Source organism: Burkholderia sp. CCA53, assembly GCF_001685525.1.
In the GTDB taxonomy this organism is placed as follows: Bacteria; Pseudomonadota; Gammaproteobacteria; order Burkholderiales; family Burkholderiaceae; genus Burkholderia; species Burkholderia multivorans.
In genome coordinates, this window is record NZ_BDDJ01000001.1 from 1456245 (window position 1) to 1479184 (window position 22940).

Here is a 22940-nt window from a genome sequence, read left to right on the forward strand (position 1 = left end):
CTCGGCGGCGGGTGCCTGCGTGCCGCGTGCGGATGAAAAAAGGGGGCGACCGAGTCGCCCCCTTTTCGGTACGGCCGGCCGGGCCGCTCAGAATGCGACGTAAGGCGCTGCGCCGCCCATCGACCGGCGGTCCATGCCGAAGTAGATCGTCTTGCCGTAGAAATGCGGCAGGCCGAGATCGAGCCATTGCGACGAGCCGAACGGGCCGGCGATGTCGTTGAACGCGAACGTCGACGTGTTCGCGAACACCGCGTCCGCGTTCACGACTGGCATCGTCACGCCGGCCGACGTGCCGTTCTGGCCGGTCAGCGTCGCCGAGTAGGTCGTCGTCGACGTCGGGCAGTAGAACGACGTGTTGCGCGAACAGACCGCCTGCGAGGCGTCGTCGAAGAAATACGCGTTCGAACCCGTATCGAAGAACGCCGTCACGGTGCGGCCGAGGAACGTCGCGGTGACGTCGCCGGCCGTCGTCGACGTCAGTGTCGACGAAGCGCCCAGCGCGTTGTTGCTCTGCGTGCCGATGCCGAAGGTCAGCAGGCCCGTCGCGCTCGCCTGCCCGCTGTTCGAGATGTTCGGCATCTGCACGATCACGCCGTTGTTGTCGGTCGCGAAACGATGGACCGGATTCGCGACCTGCTGCGCGAGCGGCACGAGCGTGACCGTACAGCTCGCATTGCCGTTCGGGCACGCGTAGTAGTTGTTGTAGTCGGACGATGTCGACGTCACGCAGTTGTCGCCGCAGTCGTACGGTGCGGGCCCGATGCCCAGAATCCCGTTTGCGCCGAGCGTGCCGGCCGAGTTCGCCGATGTGTTGCCGTTCGTGCAGGACGTCGGCACGTTCGAGGTGCCGAGATCGCCGATGATCTGCACCGGCAGCGACGACGCCTGTTCGGAGCCGATCGACAGGTCGACCGTGCGCACCGAACCCCAGGTGTAGCTCGACACGAACTTGCCGCATTCGGCGAGCGGCGCGCCGCCGCTCGTCGTCTGCGGTAGGCTGCCGAGCAGGCCCGATACCGCGGTGCCGACGAGCCTCAGGCCGTACGACGCAGTGTCGACGAGCACGTTGTTGACGACCTGGCAATTCGTGGTGCCCGGCGCACAGACCGTCACGCTGACCGTCGGAATGTTGATGACGCTCGCGACACCGGAATTGACCGTGATGACGGCCGTGTTCGCGGTGTTGGCCGTGCCGCCGCCCGAGCCGGAGCCGCCGGTGCCGCCCGATCCGCCGGTATTGCCGCCGCCCGTCGAACTGCCGCCGCCTGCGGCACTACCGCCGCCGTCCCCATCGCCGCCGCCGCACGCGACGACCGTCAACGCCGTCGCGATCGCCAGACCCGCGACGCCGACCCAGCGGATGAAAGTACGAGGAATTCGCAAGATCGTTCTCCCGCAGTCACTGGATGTCGTTGCCGGTCAGCCCGGCGGGCAGTGCGTTCGGCAGCCATGCCTGGCCCGAGAACGCGCCCATGTGGCCGCCCGTGCGGATCACGAGCCCGCTGGTCGCGACGGACACCGGCGCGCGCCAGCCGCGTGCCGCGTGCGCGGCTTCGACGCCGGCCGTGTACTGCGGGAAATAGCTGCCGAGCAGCGACGCGAGATCCGGTACCGTCGGCCCGCGCCATGCGAGACCGAACACGGTGCCCGCGCTCGAGGTGTATTCGTGGATCACGGTGCCGGAACCGAGCGTGATCTCGCGCATCGTGTACGCGGCCGCGCTCGTCGGCGCGCCGTCGGCCGAGCGCATCGCGCGCTGCATCGCGCGCACGGTGGCCGCCGGATCGTTGGCGGGCGGCGACATCGGCGCCCCGCCCAGTTCGGCGTACGCGTGGGTCGCCCACAGCACGCCCGTTGCAACTGCCGCGTGCGCGGCAGCCCTACCCAAACGTTTCAGCTTCACGTTCCCCCCCAGGGACTGGCGTCGACGCGGGCGCCGCCGCCCGCGATCGCGATGATCGTATGAATGACGCTGCGTTGCTGCTGACGCGTAGTATGCCCGCGGAGTGTGTCCAAGTGTCAATTCCGCACGGAAATGCCGACGCGCGGCCGCCGCCCAGGGGGACGGCGCGGCCGCGACGCTCGACGCGCCGTGTCAGAAGCCGAGGCTGGCGAGCAGGTCGTCCACCTGCGCCTGGTCCTGCACGACGTCGGGCTTGCCTTCCGGCGCGATCTGCGGGCCGTTCAGCAGCGACTCGGGGCTGCCGGTCGCGCTCGTCTTCTCGGCCGCGAGCGCAGCGGCCGTCGCCGCGAACTGCTCGCGCCGTTCCGGCGCAATATTCTCGACCAGCACGGTCAGCAGCTGCTGCTCGATCAGGTAGACCATGTCCATGATCTTCTTGATCACCTGGCCGGTCAGATCCTGGAAGTCCTGCGCGAGCATGATTTCGAGCAGCTGGGCGTTGGTCGCCGAGGTCGCGTCGGGCAGCGCGCGCAGGAACGCGCGCGTGTCGTCCATCAGCTCGCGCACTTCCGCATGCTCGATCGGTGCCGCATACCACTGCGCCCAGCGCGCGTCCAGTGCCTCCGCTTCGTTCTGGACGCGCTCCTGCACCGGCTTGGCGATCTCGATCGCGTTCAGCACGCGCTCGGCAGCCTGCTCGGTCATCGTCGCGACGTAGCGCAGCCGGTCGCGTGCATCGGGCACCGCTTCCGCCGCGCGCTCGACGTGCTTGTCGAGCCCGAGCTCGCGCATCGAGTCGCGCAGCGTGCGCGTGAGCTGGCCGATGCGCGCGAGGATGCGGTCGCTCGCGAGATCGGCGCCTTCGGGCTGGCTGTCGCCGCCGAACGGCGCATCGCCCGGCGCGGCATGGATCGGCTCGTTCACGTCAGCTCCCGGCCTTGGCCATCTTGTCGATGATCTTGTTCAGCTTCTCGTCGAGCGTCGCGGCCGTAAACGGTTTCACGACGTAGCCGCTCGCGCCGGCCTGCGCGGCCGCGATGATGTTCTCCTTCTTCGATTCCGCGGTGACCATCAGCACCGGCAGATGCGCGAGCGACGCGTCCGCGCGGATTTCCTTCAGCATCGCGAGGCCGTCGAGGTTCGGCATGTTCCAGTCCGAAATTACGAAATCGAAGCCGCCGCCGCGCAGCCGCGCAAGACCGGCCGCGCCGTCCTCGGCCTCGTCGACGTTCGTATAGCCCAGTTCCTTGAGCAGGTTGCGGACGATCCGGCGCATCGTCGGGAAATCGTCCACCACCAGGATTTTCATGCTCTTGTCCATCGTCGTTCCTTTCCAGATTCGTTTCCGTCCGGGCGCGCGTCATCGCACGCGTCCCGCGACATTCCATTCAGACGCGCTGCACGCGATCGCCCATCGTCGCGAGCCGCGCCATCACGCGGCGGCTCATTTCCGCCAGCGGCGCGACCTCGTCGGCGGCGCCGAGCGCGATCGCCTCGCGCGGCATCCCGAATACGATGCAGCTCGCCTCGTCCTGCGCGAACGTATGCGCGCCCGCACGCTTCATCTCGAGCAGTCCGGCCGCGCCGTCGCGGCCCATCCCCGTCAGAATCACGCCGAGCGCGTTCTTGCCCGCGTGCGTCGCCGCCGAGCGGAACAGCACGTCGACCGACGGCCGGTGACGGTTTACCGGCGGCTCGTCCGAGAGCTGCGCGATGTAGTTCGCGCCGCTGCGCGCGAGCAGCAGGTGCGCATGGCCGGGCGCGATGTACGCATGGCCCGGCAGCACGCGCTCGCCGTGCTCGGCTTCCTTCACCGCGATCCGGCACAGCCCGTTGAGCCGCTGCGCGAACGACTTCGTGAAGCCGGGCGGCATGTGCTGCGCGATCAGCACGGCCGGCGCATCGGGCGGCAGCGGCGTCAGCACCTCGCGGATCGCCTCGGTGCCGCCCGTCGACGCGCCGATGATGATCAGCTTCTCGGTACTGACGAGCGGGTTGTTGACCATCGGCGCGGCCGGGTGCCCGCCCGCCGCGCGAGCGGCCGCCTGCGGCTGCGGCGTCTGGCGCACGCGCGCGCGCGATGCCGCGCGGATCTTGTCCGCGAGCTTTTCCGCGTAGTCGAGCATCCCGTCGCGAATCCCGACGCGCGGCTTCGTGACGAAATCGACCGCGCCGAGTTCGAGCGCGCGCAGCGTGATCTCCGAGCCGCGCTCGGTCAGCGACGACACCATCACGACCGGCATCGGCCGCAGGCGCATCAGCTTCTCGAGGAAGTCGAGCCCGTCCATGCGCGGCATCTCGACGTCCAGCGTCAGCACGTCGGGGTTGTGCTGCTTGATGAGCTCGCGCGCGACGAGCGGATCGGGCGCGGTCGCGCATACCATCATGTCCGGCTGGCCGTTGATGATCTCGGTCATCAGGCTGCGGATCAGCGCCGAGTCATCGACGCACAACACTTTGATCTTCTGCACTACGTTCACGCCTCCTGCTTTTTCGATGGGGTCGCGGGGTGCGCGGCCCCGGCAATCGGGCTGCCGGCATACGGGCTTCCGGCATACGGGCTTCCGGCGTACGGGCTGCCGCCGCTTGCGCTGCCGGTCCGCGCAGCGCCTGCCGTGCCGCTCGCGCCCGCCCTCGTGCTCGCGCCGCGCGCGCCGAACAGCTCGATGCGCGGCCGCGCCGGCTGCGGCGCAGCCGGCGGCTTCGTCCGGAACAGCTCGACGTGCGCGCGCGCCGCCCGCAGCCGCTCGGCCTCGCGCGCGAGCGCGGCTTCGCGCTCGGTGACGCCCGGCACCTGCAGCCGCAGCTTCTTCACCATCGCGCGGCCGGTGTGCGGCATGAACGCGACCTTGCGCGGATGCACGCCCTGCAGATCCTCGGCGGTGATGCGGATGCGTTCGAGCGCGAGGTAGCGGCGCACGAAGTCGGCGTTGCGATCGCCGATGTTGATCGTCGTCATGCCGGCGAGCACGGCCGCGCCGCCGAACACCTTCGCTTCGAAGCGATCGCGGCGCGCGCCGGCCTTGATCAGTTCGTTGATCAGCACTTCCATCGCGTACGCGCCGTAGCGCATCGATTCCGATGCGGGCGCGCCGGCGTCCGCGCCGTCGTCCGGCAGCATGAAATGGTTCATCCCGCCGATGCCCGCGAACGGATCGTGCAGGCAGGCGGCGACGCACGAGCCCAGCACGGTCGTCAGCACCATGTCGTCGGCCGTCGTATAGAACTCGTTCGGCAGCAGCTTCACGCCGGGCAGGCCGAAGTGGTTGTCGAAGTAGCGGTTCGTCGCAATCGGCAGCGCGCTCATCCGCGGCCTCCGGACACGCCCGCGGCGGCGGCGGCGTGCGCGCGCAGGCGCGGCGGCGCGGCGTCGGCCGGCGGCGCGCCGCGCGGGCGTGCGCCGCCCGCCGCATCGCGCGTCAGCTCGTAGACGGTCTGCCCGCGCAGCCGGAACGCCTGCGTCACGTACGTGAAGTTCTCCGAGTGGCCGGCGAACAGCAGCCCGCCCGGTTTCACGAGCGGCTCGAAGCGTGCGAGTACCTGGCTCTGCGTCGGCTTGTCGAAATAGATCATCACGTTGCGGCAGAAGATCGCGTCGAACGGCTTCGCGATCCCGTAGTCGGCATCGGTCAGGTTCAGCTGCTCGAAGCGGATCATCGCGCGCAGTTCGGGCCGCACCTTCACGCGGCCCGCCTGCGCGCCCGTGCCCTTCAGGAAGAAGCGCTTCAGCCGCTCCGGCGACAGATGCTTGACCTGATCGTAGGTATAGATGCCGGCCTCGGCCTTCGCGAGCACCTGCGTGTCGAGGTCGGTCGCGAGGATCGACGCGCTGCGCGCCGCCGATTCGCCGAGCGCCTCGATCAGCGTGATCGCGATCGAGTACGGCTCCTCGCCGGTCGATGCCGCCGAGCACCACACCGACACCGGCGCCGCGCGGCCCTTCACGAACTCCGCGAGGATCGGGAAATGGTGCGACTCGCGAAAGAACGCGGTGAGGTTCGTCGTCAGCGCATTCGTGAACGCTTCCCACTCGGCCGCGTCGTTCTCCTGTTCGAGCAGGTCGAGATACTCGCGAAACGAGTCGAGCCCGCGCGCGCGCAGCCGCCGCGCGAGCCGGCTATACGCCATGTCGCGCTTGTGATCGGACAGCGAGATGCCCGCACGACGATGGATCAGCGCGCGGATGCGCGCGAAATCCGCGCCCGTGAACGCGAAGTCGCGCCCCGGCTCGCCCGCGCGAGGCGAGGCATCCGGTGCATCGGGTCGAAACGGCACGCGCGCGGCCTGCATGATTTAGAAGGTCTCCCAATCGTCGTCGGACGCGCCGGCCGTCGCCAGCGCCGGCTTCTCGCCGTTCAGCGCCGGACGCACGAGCGCGGGCTTCGCGGCCGGCTTGTCCGCCGGTGCGGCCGCCTTCGCGACGCGCGGGCCGTAGCCCGACGCGGCCGGCGCGTCCTTCGCCGCCGGCGTGCGCGCGGCCGAGTCGGCGGCCGTGCGGGCGGCGCTCGACGATGCGGCCGAGCCGGATGCACGTCGAGCCGGCTGCGATGCGGTGTTCGATGCGTTCGATCCGTTCGATGCAGCATGCGATGCGTTCGATGCGCCCGGCGCCGGCAGCGCGGCGACCGGCGCGTCGTCGCGCGGCGTGCCGGCCGGCAGCGCGGGCACGGCCGCCGCTTCGACCGCACGCGCGGTACGCATCGGCGCGAGCGCCGTGCCGCCCGCGACGCGCCAGCTCGACACGATCGCCTTCATCTGACGCGTCTGCTCCTCGAGCGACGCGGCCGCAGCGGCCGCCTGCTCGACGAGCGCCGCGTTCTGCTGCGTGACGGCGTCCATCTGGCCGACCGCGCGATTGACCTGCTCGATGCCGGTCGACTGCTCGTCCGACGCGGCGCTGATTTCGCCCATGATGTCCGTCACGCGGCGCACGGCCTGCACGATCTCGTCCATCGTGGAGCCCGCGCGCGCGACGAGCGCCGAGCCGCTATCGACCTTCGCGGCCGAATCGCCGATCAGCTGCTTGATCTCCTTGGCGGCCGTCGCGCTGCGCTGCGCGAGCGAGCGCACTTCGCCGGCGACCACCGCGAAGCCGCGGCCCTGCTCGCCTGCGCGCGCCGCTTCGACCGCCGCGTTCAGCGCGAGGATGTTGGTCTGGAACGCGATCCCTTCGATCGTGCCGATGATGTCGACGATCTTGCCCGAGCTCGCCGCGATGTCCTGCATCGTCGACACGACCTGGCCGACCACCTCGCCGCCCTGCGTCGCGATGTCCGAAGCGTTCACGGCGAGCTGGCTCGCCTGCCGCGCGTTCTCCGCGTTCTGGCGCACGGTGCCGGTCAGCTGCTCCATGCTCGACGCGGTTTCCTGCAGCGACGCGGCCTGTTCCTCGGTGCGCTGCGACAGATCCGTATTGCCGGTCGCGATCTCGCGCGCGCCGACGTCGATCGATTCGGTGCCGCGGTGCACGGCCTGCACCATCGCGGTCACGGCATCCTGCATGCGCTTGATGCCGCCGAACAGCCGGCCGATCTCGTTCTTGCTGAACACGTGCACCGGCTGCGTGAGGTCGCCGCCGGCGACCCGTTCGAAATGCGCGATCGCGTCCTCGAGCGGCTTGACGATCAGCCCGCGCAGCGCGAAGCGGATCGCGATCACGACGACGAACGCGATCGCGATGCCGGCCGCGATCAGCGCGATCATCAGCGAGATCTGCGATTGCGTCGACGCGTGGCGGTCGTTCGCGCGCTGCTGCAGCGACGCGATCACGGCCGCGGCGGCCTGGTCGTATGCGACGAACATCGGGCTGATCTTCGTATCGGCGACCGCGTGGTAAGCGGCCATGTCGCCCGCGCGCGCGGCCGCGAACTCCGGCTCGACGCCTTCCTTCACGATCGTCGCGTAGCGCGCGGCGAGCTCGTCGACGAGCGCCTGCTCGACGCCGAGCTTCGGCGTCGACTGGAACGTCTGCCAGTTCTGGTTCGACTTCGCGAACAGCTCCTGCGCACGATCGAGCACCTTCGCGGCCTCGGCCGCGTTGCCGGCCTCGGTCAGCGAGCGGAAGCGGTCGAGCGACACGCGCGCGCGCAGCAGATACGACGACGTGTCGTCGAGCGCGTGGATCGCCGGCAGATCGACGTGCGCGATCTCGTCGAGCGAGCGGCTCGCGTGATTCAGCGCGAACAGACCGAGGCCGCCGATCGCGGCGGCAAGACAGACGAGGATGAGTCCGACCGCCGTGAGCGTCGTGCGGATCGACCAGTTTTGCAGCATCGCAGATTCTCCCGAAGTTCCGTGCGCGCGTATCGCGCGCTTATGCGCCGAGCGTTTCGATCAGCGCCATTTCCCGGCTCGACATCAGCTTCTCGATGTCCATCAGGATCAGCATCCGGCCGTCGACGGTGCCGAGGCCCGTCAGATATTCGGTGGTCAGCGTCGCGCCGAATTCGGGCGCCGGCATGATCTGCTCGGCCGACAGCGTGAGCACGTCCGACACGCCGTCGACGACCATCCCGACGACGCGATGCGCGACGTTCAGAATGATTACGACCGTCTGGTGGTCGTACTCGACGCGGCCGAGGTGGAACTTGATCCGCATGTCGACGATCGGCACGATGATGCCGCGCAGGTTGATCACGCCCTTGATGAAATCGGGCGCGTTCGCGATCCGCGTGACGCTGTCGTAGCCGCGGATCTCCTGCACCTTCAGGATGTCGATCCCGTATTCCTCGTCGCCGAGCGTGAACACCAGGAATTCCTGGCCCGTCGCGTCGCCATGTTCCGCGTCGCGGCGGCCGGTCGTCGCGTTGGCCGCGTTCGCCGCGGCCGGATTGATCATTTGGACTTCAGCAGACACGTTTGCCCCCAATCGGTTGATGGCGAGAGTCAGAACATCGCGAGCTCGGCGCCCGCCCGGGCGCCGTGCGTCGCACGGGTTTCGCGGTTCAGCGCCGCGACGTCGACGATCAGCGCGACGCTGCCGTCGCCGAGGATGGTCGCCGCGGAGATGCCGTGCACCTTGCGGTAGTTGGTCTCGAGGTTCTTCACGACGACCTGCTGCTGGCCGACCAGCTCGTCGATCAGCATCGCGAAGCGGCGCCCCTCGGTTTCCATGATCGTGACGATCCCCTGCGTCGGATCGGTGCGCGCGCCCTCGACCGAGAACACCTCGTGCAGCGCCACGAGCGGCAGGTACTCGCCGCGCACGCGCACCACGCGCTCGCCGTTGCCCACCGTGTAGATGTCGTCGTTCGACGGCTGCAGCGACTCCATCACGAAGTTCAGCGGCAGAATGAAGATCTCGCTGCCGACCTTCACCGACATCCCGTCGAGGATCGCCAGCGTGAGCGGCAGCACGATCCGCGTGGTCGTGCCGCGCCCGGCCTGCGACGAGATCTCGACGTGGCCGCCCATCGACTGGATGTTGCGCTTCACGACGTCCATCCCGACGCCGCGGCCCGACACGTCGGTCACCGTCTCGGCAGTCGAGAAGCCCGGCGCGAAGATCAACTGCCAGACTTCGTCGTCGCTGATGTTCTCGGGAATCTGCATGCCCTGCTTCGCGGCCTTCGCGAGGATCCGCTCGCGGTTCAGGCCCGCGCCGTCGTCGCTGACCTCGATCACGATGTTGCCGCCGTGATGCGCGGCCGACAGCACGAGCTGGCCGACCGCATCCTTGCCGGCCGCGATCCGCTTGTCGACCGTCTCGATGCCGTGGTCGAGACTGTTGCGCACGAGGTGCGTGAGCGGATCGATGATCCGCTCGATCAGGCTCTTGTCGAGTTCGGTCGCCTGACCGAACGTGACCAGTTCGACCTGCTTGCCGAGCTTGCCGGCGAGATCGCGCACGAGGCGCGGGAAGCGGCTGAACACGTAGTCCATCGGCATCATGCGGATCGACATCACCGCTTCCTGCAGATCGCGCGCGTTGCGCTCGAGCTGCGCCATCCCGTTGAACAGGCGGTCGTGCAGCGCCGGGTCGAACGCGCTCGCGGTCTCGGCGAGCATCGCCTGCGTGATCACGAGTTCGCCGACGAGGTTGATCAGCTGGTCGACCTTCTCGACGCCGACGCGGATCGAACTGCCTTCCGCGCCTGCCGCGGCGGCCGCGGCCGGACGTGCGCGCTTGTCGTCGTGATGCGCGGCCGGCTGCGCGGCCGCGGACGGCACGGGCGATTCGGCGTGCGCGGCAGGCGCGGCGGCCGCTGCGGCGGATGTGGTCGATGCGGCCGGCGCCGGTGCCGGTGCGGCGGCAGTTGCCGCGGACGCCGCTGCCGGCGCGGCAGGCGGCGGCTCGGCGACGACCGGTGCAGCCGCAGCCGCAGCCGGCTGCGTGGCGGCCGGCGCGGCGCCGCGCGCGATCCGGATCTGGCTTTCGTCGATCACGAAGCAGCACACCGCGACGATGTCGTCGGACGGCACGTCGGATTCGAGCCACAGCGTCAGCGCGTCGCCGACTTCGGTGCGGCCGACGATCCGGCCGAGATTGCCGAGTTCCTCGACGAGCAGCGCCTGATCCTTCGCGTCCACGCCGGTCAGCGTGATCTTCAGGTGCGGACCGTCGCCGTCGGCGGCGGCGTCGGCCTGCGGCGCCGGTGCGCCGGCCGCGGACGGATGCGCGGCCGCGACCGCCTGCTCGACGACATGGTCGGGCGCGCGCTGGCCGGCCGCCGCTGCGGATGCAACGGCCGGCGTGGCGGGCGCGGGCGCCGCGACGGCGACCGCCGCCGGTGCGGCCAACGATGCCGCCGCGCCGCCGCTATCGGCCTGCAGCCGCTCGAGCTTTGCGCAGATCGCCGCGGCGGCCGCCGCGTCGGGTTCGGCGCTCGCGCGGTAATCGGCAAGCTGGTCGGACAGCACGTCCTTCGTCTCGAGGAACGCGTCGACCATTTCCTTCGTCAGCGTCAGCTCGTGGTTGCGCGCGCGGTCGAGCAGCGATTCGAGAATGTGCGTGGTGTCGGTCAGCGCGGAGAACCCGAACGTCGCCGCGCCGCCCTTGATCGAATGCGCGGCCCGAAAGATCGCAGCGAGATCCTCGGCGTCGGGCGAGCCGACGTCGAGGTTCAGCAGCAGTTGCTCCATCTGCGCGAGCAGCTCGTCCGCTTCGTCGAAGAATGTCTGGTAGAACTGAGTGATGTCGAGAGTCATGCCCGGTCACCGGTTGGGTTCATCGCGTTCATGTCAATTGGCGGCCGGCTCGGACAGCGTCGCGACAAGCTCGACGAGCACGCCCGGGTCGATCGGCTTTTCGATCCAGCCGGTCGCGCCCGCGTCGCGCGCCGCCGCCTTGAACGCATCGCTGCCTTCGGTCGTCAGCACGAGGATCGGCGTGTCCGCATACGCGCTCAGTTGACGCAGCGCGGCGATCAGCTCGAGCCCGCTCTTGCGCGGCATGTTCTGGTCGGTCAGCACGAGGTCGTATGGCGTCGTCGCCGCGAGGTCGAAGCCGGCTTCGCCGTCCGCCGCCACCGTCACCTCGTAGCCCGCCTGCGCGAGCGTCGCGTGCAGCAGCGCGCGCATCGTCGCGGAATCGTCGATCGCGAGAATGGTCCGGATCATGCGTGCCTCCGACCTGCCGCACCGGCAAGGCGGGCCGCGCTGTCGGGCGGCAACGGACGTCGTGCGCGTGAAGATCGTTTCATGGGTGTCTCGAATCGAATCAACATCAGGGTTTCGGCGCGGCCGCAACGGGCGACACCGGCGCGACCGGCGCCGGATGCGCGCCGGCGAGCTGCTGCGCGAGCTGCGTCGAGCCCGCGGCGTCGGCCGACAGCGTCGTGGTCGTCGTGTCGTCGCGCGTCAGCGCCTCTTCGGATTTGCGGTTCAGCACGATCACGCTGATCCGGCGGTTTTCCGGGTCCAGCGGATCGGCCTTGTTCAGGTTCTGCGTCGACGCGAGGCCGAGCACGCGCAGCACCTTCGCCTCGTCCATGCCGCCCGCGATCAGCTCGCGGCGCGACGCGTTCGCGCGATCGGCGGACAGCTCCCAGTTGCTGTAGCCGCCCTCGCCGCCCGCGTACGGCACCGCATCGGTGTGGCCCTGCACGATGATCCGGTTCGGCACGTCGTTCAGCGTCTTGCCGATTTCACGCAGGATGTCGCGCATGTACGGCTCGACCTGATCGCTCGACATCGCGAACATCGGCCGCTTCTGCGTATCGACGATCTCGATGCGCAGCCCCATCAGCGTCGAGTCGATGCGGATCTGCTGCTTGAACTGGCGCAGCGTCGGGTTCGCTTCGATCGCGGCCATCAGCTTGATCTGCAGGTCGTGCAGCCGCACCTGCTCGCGCCGCTCGAGCGCGCCCTGCATCCGCGCCTGAGCGGTATCGTCGGTCGGCTTCGCGACGCGCTCGGCCAGTTGCGTCGTGCCGTCGGTGCGGCGCAGCGTGCCCGCGTCGACGCTCGACAGGTCGCGCCCGCCACCGTTGATGATGCTCGAGTCCTGCGAGCTGCGATCGCCGCTGCCGAACAGCGCCGCCCTCAGCGGCGTGTTGAAGTATTCGGCGATTCCCTTCAGCTGTACCGGCGTGACCGAGCTCAGCAGCCACATCAGCAGGAAGAAGGCCATCATCGCCGTCATGAAGTCCGCATACGCGAGCTTCCATGCGCCGCCGTGATGGCCCTTCTTCTGCGGGGCCACCCGCTTGACGACGATCGCGCGTTCCTTGCCCTTGCTCATCGCTCGCTCCGCGTCATTTCGCCTTCACGCGGCGCACGTGCTCTTCGAGTTCCGCGAACGACGGGCGCTCCGGCGAGAACAGCACCTTGCGGCCGAACTCGACCGCGATCGCAGGCGCATAGCCGTTCAGGCTCGCGAGGATCGTCACCTTGATGCACTGGAACATCTTCGTCGACTCGGCCACGCGCTGCTCCGCGAGGCTCGCGAGCGGCCCGATCAGCCCGTACGACAGCAGGATCCCGAGGAACGTGCCGACCAGCGCCTGCGCGATCATCGCGCCGAGCACCGCGGGCGGCTTGTCGGCCGACGCCATCGTGTGCACGACGCCCATCACCGCCGCGACGATCCCGAATGCCGGCATCGCGTCGCCGACGCGCATCAACGCATGCGCGGGGCCTTCGCCTTCCGCATGGTGCGTCTCGATCTCCTCGTCCATCAGGCTCTCGATCTCGAACGCGTTCATGTTGCCGCCGACCATCAGGCGCAGGTAATCGGTCAGGAATTCGACGATGTGGCGATCGGCGAGGATCTTCGGGTACTGCGTGAAGATCGGGCTCTTCTCCGGATCGTCGATGTCGGCCTCGAGCGTCAGCGTGCCTTCCTTGCGCGCCTTCGCGAGCAGCACGTACAGCAGCGCCATCAGCTCCATGTACACGTCCTTCGTGTATTTCGAGCCCTTGAACAGCGTCGGCAGCACGCGCACCGTCGCCTTGATCGTCTTGGTGCCGTTGCCGAGGATGAACGCGCCGAGGCCGGCGCCCGCGATCATCAGGATTTCGAGGGGCTGGACCAGCGCGCCCAGATGCCCGCCCGCCAGCGCATAGCCGCCGAAGACGGACAACAGCGTCACGAGTGTTCCTACGATAATCAGCACTGCCTGTCCCTCACGAAAGACCGGCGGGGAGACCGCCGTTAAGTGGTTTACGGCAGTGGGCAGGAAAACTTTCGCGGCCGCGCGGGCACACGCGGACGGTGTTTACCAGCAATCCGCCGGGGGCGGCGCGGCGCGCACGACGCCGCACGCACGCGTGCCGGACGGCCGTGCGGCACGGCCAATGCGCCGCGCGGCGCGCGTCAGGCGGCCGCGGCGGCCAGCTCGGCGCGCGCGGCTGCCGCCTTGCGCGTCTTGCCCGCGCGCGACGGCGGCTGGCACAGCCCGCAGACGAAACCTTGCTGCGGATCATGCGCATGGGCGACGAAATGCCCGCCGCAGCGCGTGCACGGCGTCATCTGCAGCATCCCGGAATCGAAGAAGCGTACGAGCGTCCAGGCGCGCGTGAGGCTCAGCGCCGCTTCGTCGCCGGACAGCGAGACGTGCTCCAGATAGAGCCGGTACGCCTTCACGATCGCGTGGATCGGCTCGCAGCGGCCGTGATCCTGCATGAAGCGGTAGATGTTGTAGAACAGCGACGAATGGATGTTCGGCTGCCACGTCATGAACCAGTCGGTCGAGAACGGCAGCATTCCCTTCGGCGGCGAAACGCCCTTCAGTTCCTTGTACAGCTTGATCAGACGATCCCGCGACAGGCTCGTCTCCGCCTCCAGCAGCTGCAGCCGGGCGCCCAGTTCGATCAGTTCGATGGCGAGGGTGATTTCCTTCACCTCGATCACGACGCTTTTGCTTGCCATGGTGATAACGTTCGCGTGTCGTTGTTCGGATGCTGCGCCCATGCGCCGGCGCCGGCGCGGCGCGCCGGCTCGAACGCAGGACAGGAAGGATCAGCGGACGCTTTCGACCGGTTGTCCGGCCATCAGGATCGCCGAGTGCGCGCGTGCGACGACGTCGCTGCGGCCTTTGTCGGCGAGCGACGACAGCAGCGCGTGATCGTCGAAGCGGAAGCGGCACAGCATCTGATTCGACGCGGCGAGCTTGACCGTCTGCGCGAGCGTGAGGTTTGCAAGCACGTCGGCCAGTTCCTCGGAGATGCCCATCCGGAACATGCCCATTGCCTTGTCTTCGCGCAGCAGGCGCTGCGCGAGCAGCAGGTACGACAGGTTGACCTCTTTGATCTCGCCTAGCATTTCGCTGGTGGCGCTCATGATTCCCCCGTGAGAAGCGTTGCTTTGGCCATTCATGTTTATGGAAACGTTTGCTCGATCCGGCGCACCTGATGCACTCGGTCGGCATGTTTATAGTCTTACAGCGCGAATTTTGGCCAAACGGGAATGGCACCGGTATCAGCGAAGTGGCGTATGCAGTGCAGGATTTGTCTGTAAACCGTGTAGGAATTTTTCCGACAAGGCGAATTGAAAGCTTGAATGAGGACAAATGCGGCGTGCGATTTGGCGAGACCTGCGCCGATACGCCGCGGAGGGCCGTCCGGCAAGGCATGCCGGGACGCGAATCGGTAAAAATTATAGTGGTTTTTCATGATGGTGCAACAATCGCGTTGACCATCTCCATTCGTGTTTCCGTGCCCTTTTTATTCGGGTTTTCGCGTATTTCATCGTGTAACAAGCCTTAAGTGTTTGAAAAAACACTCGAACCCCGCCGAGCGATCCCGATAATGGACTCCAACGGGCGTCGACACGACGCGTGTCGCACCGCCCCGGCATCGCGTGGCGCCGGCCCGCCGTTCTCGTCGAACCGGCCCGCCAGCCCCGCCGACCGTAGCGTCGGCACTTTCCGCAACCGCAGTACGGGACCGAGCGAGCCGCATCCCGCGGCTCGGACGGATCGAACGACGAACCGGGGCGCCGCTTCCGGTCCTCATCGACCGTCTTGCAGGGCCCGAGCAACGTCGAGGCGGCCGGTTCGGGCCGACCGTTTTACAAGGGACCCGGAGCCAGGGCCGAACGCTCCCGGGTCGACCGTGGTACATGGGACCCGGCCAGCGCTGCGGCGCGAATCCGGGTCGACACAGGAGAACGTCCATGCGCATTGCCCAGATCGCGCCGCTGTATGAAGCCGTCCCGCCGAAACTGTACGGCGGCACCGAACGCGTCGTGTCCTATCTCACCGAGGCGCTCGTCGAGCTCGGCCACGACGTGACGCTGTTCGCCAGCGGCGACTCGGTGACGTCCGCGCGCCTCGAAGCGGCATGGCCGCGCGCGCTGCGGCTGGATCCGTCGATCCGCGATTCGATGGCGCCCCATATGCGCCTGATCGAGCAGGTGGCGCGCGTCGCGCATGAATTCGACGTGCTGCACTTCCATCTCGACTATCTGCCGTTTCCGCTGATGTCGCGGCTCGACACGCCGTACGTGACGACGCTGCACGGCCGCCTCGACCTGCCCGAACTGCAGCCCGTATTCGACGCGTTCCCGAACGCGCCGGTCGTGTCGATCTCGAATTCGCAGCGCAAGCCGCTGCCGCAGGCCGCGTGGGCCGGCACCGTCTATCACGGGCTGCCGGAGACGCTGCTCACGCCGCAGCCCGACGTGAAGCCCGAATATCTGGCATTCCTCGGCCGCATCTGTCCCGAAAAGCGCGTCGACACCGCGATCCGGATCGCTGCGCAAAGCGGGCTGCCGCTGAAGATCGCCGCGAAGGTCGACAAGGCCGACGCCGACTACTTCAAGGAAGTGATCGAGCCGCTGCTCGGCCAGGCGCACGTGGAGTTCATCGGCGAGATCAACGAGGCGCAGAAGCCGGCGTTCCTGTCGGGCGCGAAGGCGCTGCTGTTCCCGATCGACTGGCCGGAGCCGTTCGGCCTCGTGATGATCGAGGCGATGGCGTGCGGCACGCCGGTCGTCGCGTTCAACCGCGGCTCGGTGCCGGAGGTGATCGAGGACGGCGTGACGGGCTTTATCGTCGAGGATGTGCAAGGCGCGGTCGGCGCGCTGCACCGGATCGACAGCCTGTCGCGCGACGCGATTCGCGCGCGTTTCGATACGCGATTCAGCGCCAAGGCGATGGCGCAGCGCTACGTCGAAACTTACGAATCGCTTTGCGCCAACGCCCGACGGCCGGCATTGCGCCGCGTGGCCGGCGCGTAACGCCGAAATCCGCGCGAAATAGCCGGTGAAAATCGCGCCGAAATCCGGCGCGTAAAACCAAAGAGCCGCATCGACGATGCGGCTCTTTCTTTTTGGCTGTCGGTCACTCCATCAGGAAACGGTCGCGGTTTTTGCCGACGATCCAATTCGGCGGCTTGCCGCGACCGCTCCAGGTCGCGCCCGTCTTCGGATCGCGGTATTTCGGCGGCAGCGGCGCCTTTTTGGGCGGACGGCCGCGGCGCGCGCGCTCGGCAAAGCCGAGATCCTGCGCGGTCAGCCCGTATTCGTCGATCAGGCGCCGGATATCGGCAATCACGGCTTCGACTTCCTGACGCCGCACCTCGTCCGCCTGGGCCTGCAATTCGGCGATCTGGGCCTTGAGTTTTGCGTATTGAGACATTTTTTGACTCCCCTTTCCATGATGCGCCCCGGCGCATCCGCCGCGACACGGCCCCCGCTCAATCCGTCCTGCGCCGTGCCAATCGAAATTAATGCCGACATTTTTAACCGGTCCGCATATATCGAGAATGCGGACTTATTCTAATAAAGCGATTTGTCAGCTACTCAAATTTAACAATCGTTGACCACGATGCGGCGTTTCATTTCCTATAATCCAGACCAATTCCGGACGGCGGCTAAATCGTAACCGTCGCCGGTTTGTCTTCAACCCACTTGAACGAGGTCCTCACATGAATCTTTCTCAGCGGCTCGCTGCAGAGGTATTCGGCACGTTCTGGCTGGTGCTCGGCGGGTGCGGCAGCGCCGTGCTGGCCGCCGCCTTCCCGGGCCTCGGCATCGGATTTGCCGGCGTCGCGCTCGCATTCGGGCTCACCGTCCTGACGATGGCGTTCGCGATCGGCCACATTTCGGGCTGCCATCTGAATCCGGCCGTGAGCGTCGGCCTGACGGTCGCCGGGCGCTTCCCGGCACGCGACCTCGTCCCGTACATCGTCGCACAGGTGGTGGGCGCAACGATCGGCGCGTTCGTGCTGTATCTGATCGCGACCGGCAAGCCGGGCTTCGACGTCGTCGGCAGCGGTTTCGCGACGAACGGTTTCGGCGAGCGCTCGCCGGGCCACTACTCGCTCGCGGCGTCGTTCATCTGCGAAGTCGTGATGACGGGCTTCTTCCTGTTCGTGATCCTCGGCGCGACCGACAAGCGCGGCGTGCCGGCAGGCTTCGCGCCGATCGCGATCGGGCTGTGCCTGACGCTGATTCACCTGATCTCGATCCCGGTCACCAACACGTCGGTGAACCCCGCTCGTTCGACCGGCCCGGCGCTGTTCGTCGGCGGCGATGCGATCGGCCAGCTCTGGCTGTTCTGGATCGCGCCGCTGATCGGTGCGGCGCTCGCCGGGGTCATCTACCCGCTGGTAGCGGGCCGCGACGACGCGCTCGACCTGCTGCCGACGGCATCCGCTCGCACAAGCGAATAACCACTACGGGGTCATGCGAGCAGAGCAGCGAGCCTCACGCTGCACAAGAAGATAGAGGCAAGCCATTTGACGGGCGCCGCTGGCGCCCGTTTTTCATGTCGGGACTCGGGACGCGGCGAGATCCTCGAGCGCGAACAGCGTACGGAGATGACGCGCGACGCCCGCGTCGAAGTTGTTGCCGATCCGCGGGATGTGCGGCAGCCGCGCGATCAGATCCGGGTTTGCGTTGTTCATCATGAACGCATGGCCGGCCGTTTCGAGCAGGTCGATGTCGTTCATGTTGTCGCCGAACGCGACGCAATGGCCGGCGTCGACGCCGAGCCGCCCGAGCACCGCGCGCAGCGCGCGGCCCTTCGACACGTTCGCGGTCATCACTTCGAGACAGTCGGGCAGCGAGTACGTGACGTACAGCGCATCGCCGAACTGCACGCGCATCTGCTCGGCGACGACCGCCAGATCGGCCGGTTCGCCGATATACAGCACCTTCGCGATGTCCGCGCCGTCGTGCGCGAGCATGTCGATTACTTCGTACCGGAAGCCCGAGTCCTGATGGAATTCGAGCAGGTGCGGGGCATCGCGGTCGATCAGCCAGCCGTGTTCGGTAAACAGATTGACGATCACGCGGCCGTGCGCGCCGGCAATCTCGGGCAGCACCAGACGGCGGACGATGGCCGGATCGATGTCCTGGGCGTGGATCGTCGTGTCGTCCGGCGCATGGACGCGCGCGCCGTTCGACGTGATCAGGTACGGGCGGATGCCGAGCACGTCGCGGATGCCGGCGACGTCCGCGTAGTGGCGCCCCGTCGCGATCACGAACTGCACGCCGTCGCGGTCGAGGCGGCGGACGGTCTCGATCGTGTACGGATCGAGCTGGTGGTCGCTGTTCAGCAGCGTGCCGTCGAGATCGGTGGCGATGACTTTGTACATGGGGAGCAAGGAAGGCGCGCAGCGCGCTGCGGAGCCGTCATTTTAGCGTCGGGCGGGGGTGGGTGGTGGGGCGTCGGGCTCGGGCTCGGGCTCGGGCTCGGGCTCGGGCTCGGGCTCGGGCTCGGGCTCGGGCGTCGGGCGTCGGGCGTCGGGCGTCGGGCTCGGGCGTCGGGCTCGGGCTCGGGCTCGGGCTCGGGCTCGGGCTCGGGCTCGGGCTCGGGCTCGGGCTCGGGCTCGGGCGTCGGGCTCGGGCTCGGGCTCGGGCTCGGTGCTCGCTGCTCGGTGCTCGGTGCTCGGGCCTCAGTGCTCGGGCTTCGGGCTTCGAGCCTCGGGCCTCGGGCCTCGGGCCTCGGGCCTCGGGCCTCGGGCCTTGCGCCTTGGGCGTCTGCGGGGCTGCGGCGCGTGTCGCCGTTATAGCGAGCGCGCGCACCGCCTGCGCCTGTCGCGCGTTGTCCTCGTGCCGGTCCGTCCGTCACCGCCCCGTCCTCGTTCCGCCCCGGCTGCGCTCTTGCGTCCCGCCCTAGCCCCGTCGCGCTCCGCCTCCCTCAGCCGCCGTCGCCCGCCGCGCGCAACGTCCGTAGTGCGAGCTGCAACGCGCCGTGTGCGGAGTCCTCGAGCGGCGCGCGCAACCGCGCCGTGTGCCGGGCCGGCACGGCCGGCGAGAGCGCATCGGCCAGGCCGCCGCACAAGGCGACCGGCAGCGTCTGCCCGGGATCGAGCGCGTCGATCATCTTGCCGATCTCGTCGCCGGCCTGCGCGATCAATGCGCGCGCAACCGGATGCGCACCGTGCGCGAACACGATCGGGGCAAGCCGCGCATAGACCGTCTGGTTCGCGTCGCACGACCACTGGACGAGCGCATCGCGATCCTGCGCACCGGTTTCCGCGAGCAGCGCCTCCGCAAACGCGTCGCGCGGCGCGCGTCCGTCGAGCGCCTGTTGCGCATAGGCGAGCGCGCGCATGCCGAGCCACGCGCCGCTCGCCTCGTCGCCGGACGGGAAGCCGAAGCCGCCGGCGATCCGGCATGCGCCGTCGGCATCGAGCGCGGCCGCGATGCTGCCGGTGCCGAGCGCGACGATCAGCCCCGGTGCGCCGCCGTGCGCGCCGAGGACCGTCGTATAAGCGTCGCTCTCGATCGCGAGCGCCGCGAGCGGTGCCTGCGCCCGGAAAGCGGCGAGCCACGCCGCGTTGTTGACGCCCGCCAGCCCGCAGCCAAGCGCGCACTGCGCCCAGTCGAACGCGAGCCCGGCGCGCGTGAATGCGTCCGCGCACGCGGCCGCGATCGACGCCCACGCACGCTCGATGCCGAGCCCCAGCCCCGACGGGCCGCCGCGCCCCTGCGCGAGTTCGCGCCCGTGCCGATCGGCGAGCACCGCGCGCGTGCCCGTGCCGCCGCCGTCGATGCCGATCGCAAAAGGTAATGCCGTCATGCCTTCATCCCGCTGATTCGAACAGGCGCCAAGCTTAACCGGATCGGCGGCGCGCGCCCATCTGCCGTACGGCCAGCTATCCCGCGCCGGGGCCTTCCGCTATGCTGGCGCGATCGAATCGATACGGGAAGCGAGGCAGACGATGTCGGCGCGATGCAACTGGGTCAAAACCGAAGCGGACGCTCACTATCACGACACCGAGTGGGGTGTGCCGTCGCACGACGATCGTCACCTGTTCGAGATGCTGATCCTCGAAGGCGCGCAGGCCGGGCTGTCGTGGTCGACGATCCTGAACAAGCGCGCCGGTTACCGCGACGCATTCGCCGATTTCGACGTCGACGCCGTCGCGCGCTTCACGCCGAAGCGTATCGAGAAGCTGCTGGAAAATCCGGGCATCGTGCGCAACCGCGCGAAGGTGGAAGCCGCCGTCGCCAATGCGCGCGCGGTGCAGCGCATCCGCGAGGAGCACGGTTCGCTCGCGCACTTCCTCTGGTCGTTTGTCGATCACACGCCGATCCAGAACGCGTGGCAGTCGTACCGCGACGCACCGGCGTCGACGGAGCGCTCCGATGCGCTCAGCAAGGCGCTGAAGGCGTACGGCTGCAAGTTCGTCGGCTCGACGATCTGCTACGCGCTGATGCAGGCAACCGGAATGGTCAACGATCATGAAGTCGGCTGCCCGTGCCATGCGCGATGCGCGGCGCTCGGCGGCAAACAGCCGGCGCGCGCGCGCAAAGCGGGCTGACGAATCGGCGGCGCGCGGGCAGCCGCCGTTCGGCGCTCAGCGCGCGGGCCGCGACGAAGCGGGCACGGCTGTCCGCGACGCGCCGCGCGCCGCCCGCACGCGTGCACTGCGCTTCTTCACCCAGATGCAGATGCCCGTCACGCTGAGCATCGCGATGACGATGCCGAGCACGCTGACCGCGACGCGCCCCGCCACGCCGGCGATGCGTCCCGAATGCAGCGGAAACTGCACCTGCATGAAGAGGTCGCCGAGCGAGCCGCGCCCCGGCAGCTGGGCCGCGACGGGCTTACCCGTGACGGCGTCCCAGTACAGCCACGCGTTGCCGAGGCCGGCATCGCCGTGATCGTTACCCGGCTCGAAGAAGCCGACCGCATAGACGTTCATCGCCGGCGCGTAGAGCAGCGCACCGGGCGGCGCCGCGATTCCCGCGTCGCGGGCGGCCGGGCCGGCAAGTTCGACGATGCGCTCGCGCGCCAGCACCTTGCTGCCCGGCGGCGCGGGCGGGAAATGCTCGGGGTTTGTATACGGCGTCTCCGACAGCGGCGAGAACAGCGACACGAGCGGACGCACGACCGGGTTGCCGAGGTTCATCGAGATCGACGTGATCGCGACGACGAGCAGCAGCCCCCACACCCACACGCCGCCCGACCGATGCAGGTCGAACACGAGCGGGTAGCCGCCGCGCCGCACGCGGAACGCGAATGACTTGCGCCAGCTTTTCATGCTCGGAAAGGCGAGCACGAGCGCGATCAGACTGTCGAACGCCCATACGATGCCGACGACGCCCATCACCCAGAAGCCGAAGTTCACGCCGCCGTACACGGGCAGGAACAGCGAGTAATGCAGCCGGTAGATGAACGGAATCAGATCGAGCCGCGCGAGCGACAGTGCGCCCCATTCGCGGCGCGCCTGCACGGCGCCGGTCGCCGGATCGACGGCGATCTGGTTGAAATCGATCGCATAGGGCTGCCCCGTCGCCGGATCGGTACGCGGCATCACGCCGGCCTGCAGCGTATGGCCGGGCTCGACGGCGAGCGGCAGATAAGTCACCTGCACGCGCGGGTCGGCCGCTTCGATCCGCGCGGCGAGCACGAGCGGCGAAAGCGGCTTCCCGCCGCTGCGCGCGACGTAGAAGTCGCGGTTCAGCGCCGCGTCGAGCTCGTGATCCCAGGCGATCAGCGCGCCGGTGAGCCCCGCGACGAACAAAAACAGCGCGGTCGCGAGGCCGAACCATCGATGCAGGCGGACGAACAGCGGTCGCACGAACGCATTCATCGCGCGCACCGCGGATGACGAGCAGGCCGAATCGGACGATGGCCCGGAAGGGACGGATTGCGGATCATGGAAGCTACGCACACGCAGCGGCGTTTGCGGCAGCGACTGACGGGCGCGGCATCGCAGTGTTGCGCGTGTTGCGGATGGAGTGACAACGCGCGACATTCTAACGCAATGCAAATGATTCTTACTTTCGTTCCGTTCGCGTGAACCGCTTTGCGTCGCGCGACACCGTGGTTGCGATGACTCCACACCGGCGCCCGGCCGATCGAGCAGACGCTTTCCGCGCCTCAAAAGCAAAACGGCGGAGCGGCTTCTTTCGAAGCACGCTCCGCCGTTTCGCGGCGAACCGTCGATGCTCTTAGTGGAGCTTCTTCGGCAGCATCTGGCTGCGCAGACGCTTGTGCAGGCGCTTGACGGCTGCTGCCTTCTTGCGCTTGCGGACTGCGGTCGGCTTTTCGTAGGACTGGCGCTCGCGCAGTTCAGCGATCAGGCCATTTTTTTCGATAGCGCGACGAAAGCGGCGAATCGCCACTTCGAACGGCTCGTTTTCTTTCAGAAGAATCGTCGTCATGTCGTTCCTAAATTGCTTAAACGGTCAAAA

At 68.2% G+C, this 22940-nt stretch carries 24 protein-coding genes; 4 read left to right on the forward strand and 20 right to left on the reverse strand.

What is annotated here, in order from left to right:
* Positions 1-87: 87 nt before the first annotated feature.
* The 15 genes from BCR55_RS06840 to flhD form a co-directional block, all read right to left on the reverse strand.
* Positions 88-1383, reverse strand: a complete 1296-nt coding sequence (locus tag BCR55_RS06840; protein WP_065494365.1) for a DUF3443 domain-containing protein — start codon at positions 1381-1383, stop codon at positions 88-90.
* A gap of 16 nt (positions 1384-1399) precedes the next feature.
* Positions 1400-1903: a DUF2844 domain-containing protein gene (locus tag BCR55_RS06845; protein ID WP_006408232.1), complete on the reverse strand. Its 504-nt coding sequence runs from the start codon at positions 1901-1903 to the stop codon at positions 1400-1402.
* A 192-nt stretch (positions 1904-2095) separates the two neighbouring features.
* Positions 2096-2827, reverse strand: coding sequence for a protein phosphatase CheZ (gene cheZ, locus BCR55_RS06850; RefSeq protein ID WP_006401388.1), 732 nt, complete (start codon positions 2825-2827; stop codon positions 2096-2098).
* 1 nt (position 2828) lies between these two features.
* Positions 2829-3224 carry a chemotaxis response regulator CheY gene (gene cheY, locus BCR55_RS06855; RefSeq protein ID WP_006401389.1) on the reverse strand — a complete coding sequence of 132 codons (396 nt, stop codon included), beginning with the start codon at positions 3222-3224 and terminating at the stop codon, positions 2829-2831.
* 67 nt (positions 3225-3291) lie between these two features.
* Entirely contained in the window at positions 3292-4383 is a 1092-nt protein-coding gene (locus tag BCR55_RS06860) for a chemotaxis response regulator protein-glutamate methylesterase (RefSeq protein WP_012212515.1), read from the reverse strand.
* Positions 4380-5210 (reverse strand): chemoreceptor glutamine deamidase CheD, encoded by an 831-nt coding sequence (cheD, locus tag BCR55_RS06865; RefSeq protein ID WP_065494366.1) that lies wholly within the window; start codon positions 5208-5210, stop codon positions 4380-4382. The genes BCR55_RS06860 and cheD overlap by 4 nt, the downstream gene beginning before the upstream one ends.
* Positions 5207-6193 (reverse strand): CheR family methyltransferase, encoded by a 987-nt coding sequence (locus tag BCR55_RS06870; protein ID WP_059938193.1) that lies wholly within the window; start codon positions 6191-6193, stop codon positions 5207-5209. The genes cheD and BCR55_RS06870 overlap by 4 nt, the downstream gene beginning before the upstream one ends.
* A gap of 3 nt (positions 6194-6196) precedes the next feature.
* Positions 6197-8176, reverse strand: coding sequence for a methyl-accepting chemotaxis protein (locus BCR55_RS06875; protein WP_065494367.1), 1980 nt, complete (start codon positions 8174-8176; stop codon positions 6197-6199).
* A gap of 40 nt (positions 8177-8216) precedes the next feature.
* A complete protein-coding gene (cheW, locus tag BCR55_RS06880) occupies positions 8217-8741 on the reverse strand; it encodes a chemotaxis protein CheW (RefSeq protein ID WP_006401394.1) in 525 nt (174 codons plus the stop codon).
* A gap of 47 nt (positions 8742-8788) precedes the next feature.
* Complete coding sequence (gene cheA, locus BCR55_RS06885; protein ID WP_065494368.1) at positions 8789-11050, reverse strand: chemotaxis protein CheA; 2262 nt, start codon at positions 11048-11050, stop codon at positions 8789-8791.
* Positions 11051-11083: 33 nt separating this feature from the next.
* On the reverse strand, positions 11084-11461 hold the full coding sequence (locus tag BCR55_RS06890) for a response regulator (protein WP_006408310.1): 378 nt from the start codon (positions 11459-11461) through the stop codon (positions 11084-11086).
* 106 nt (positions 11462-11567) lie between these two features.
* A complete protein-coding gene (gene motB / locus BCR55_RS06895) occupies positions 11568-12584 on the reverse strand; it encodes a flagellar motor protein MotB (RefSeq protein ID WP_006408309.1) in 1017 nt (338 codons plus the stop codon).
* A gap of 13 nt (positions 12585-12597) precedes the next feature.
* Complete coding sequence (gene motA, locus BCR55_RS06900; protein WP_006408308.1) at positions 12598-13458, reverse strand: flagellar motor stator protein MotA; 861 nt, start codon at positions 13456-13458, stop codon at positions 12598-12600.
* A gap of 200 nt (positions 13459-13658) precedes the next feature.
* Positions 13659-14213: a flagellar transcriptional regulator FlhC gene (gene flhC, locus BCR55_RS06905; protein WP_006401399.1), complete on the reverse strand. Its 555-nt coding sequence runs from the start codon at positions 14211-14213 to the stop codon at positions 13659-13661.
* A gap of 90 nt (positions 14214-14303) precedes the next feature.
* Complete coding sequence (gene flhD, locus BCR55_RS06910; protein ID WP_006401400.1) at positions 14304-14624, reverse strand: flagellar transcriptional regulator FlhD; 321 nt, start codon at positions 14622-14624, stop codon at positions 14304-14306.
* A 50-nt stretch (positions 14625-14674) separates the two neighbouring features.
* Here flhD and BCR55_RS32985 point away from each other — a divergent pair, with 50 nt between their 5' ends.
* Both BCR55_RS32985 and BCR55_RS06915 read left to right on the forward strand, forming a co-directional pair.
* Positions 14675-15049, forward strand: a complete 375-nt coding sequence (locus BCR55_RS32985; protein ID WP_155490603.1) for a hypothetical protein — start codon at positions 14675-14677, stop codon at positions 15047-15049.
* A 409-nt stretch (positions 15050-15458) separates the two neighbouring features.
* Positions 15459-16523: a glycosyltransferase family 4 protein gene (locus BCR55_RS06915; RefSeq protein ID WP_053296697.1), complete on the forward strand. Its 1065-nt coding sequence runs from the start codon at positions 15459-15461 to the stop codon at positions 16521-16523.
* A 103-nt stretch (positions 16524-16626) separates the two neighbouring features.
* Here the strand turns inward: BCR55_RS06915 and BCR55_RS06920 are convergent, their stop codons facing one another.
* Positions 16627-16923, reverse strand: coding sequence for an H-NS histone family protein (locus BCR55_RS06920; RefSeq protein ID WP_006401402.1), 297 nt, complete (start codon positions 16921-16923; stop codon positions 16627-16629).
* A 289-nt stretch (positions 16924-17212) separates the two neighbouring features.
* Between BCR55_RS06920 and aqpZ the strand changes: the two genes are divergently transcribed.
* Entirely contained in the window at positions 17213-17959 is a 747-nt protein-coding gene (gene aqpZ / locus BCR55_RS06925; protein WP_006408306.1) for an aquaporin Z, read from the forward strand.
* Between the two features lie 93 nt (positions 17960-18052).
* Here the strand turns inward: aqpZ and BCR55_RS06930 are convergent, their stop codons facing one another.
* Both BCR55_RS06930 and BCR55_RS06935 read right to left on the reverse strand, forming a co-directional pair.
* Positions 18053-18886, reverse strand: coding sequence for a Cof-type HAD-IIB family hydrolase (locus tag BCR55_RS06930; RefSeq protein WP_006408305.1), 834 nt, complete (start codon positions 18884-18886; stop codon positions 18053-18055).
* A gap of 545 nt (positions 18887-19431) precedes the next feature.
* Entirely contained in the window at positions 19432-20316 is an 885-nt protein-coding gene (locus BCR55_RS06935; RefSeq protein WP_006408304.1) for a BadF/BadG/BcrA/BcrD ATPase family protein, read from the reverse strand.
* Positions 20317-20458: 142 nt separating this feature from the next.
* Here BCR55_RS06935 and BCR55_RS06940 point away from each other — a divergent pair, with 142 nt between their 5' ends.
* Positions 20459-21061 carry a DNA-3-methyladenine glycosylase I gene (locus BCR55_RS06940; RefSeq protein ID WP_065494369.1) on the forward strand — a complete coding sequence of 201 codons (603 nt, stop codon included), beginning with the start codon at positions 20459-20461 and terminating at the stop codon, positions 21059-21061.
* 36 nt (positions 21062-21097) lie between these two features.
* Here the strand turns inward: BCR55_RS06940 and BCR55_RS06945 are convergent, their stop codons facing one another.
* Complete coding sequence (locus BCR55_RS06945; protein WP_035489566.1) at positions 21098-22336, reverse strand: PepSY domain-containing protein; 1239 nt, start codon at positions 22334-22336, stop codon at positions 21098-21100.
* Positions 22337-22697: 361 nt separating this feature from the next.
* A complete protein-coding gene (gene rpsU / locus BCR55_RS06950; protein WP_006401410.1) occupies positions 22698-22910 on the reverse strand; it encodes a 30S ribosomal protein S21 in 213 nt (70 codons plus the stop codon).
* Positions 22911-22940: the final 30 nt, after the last annotated feature.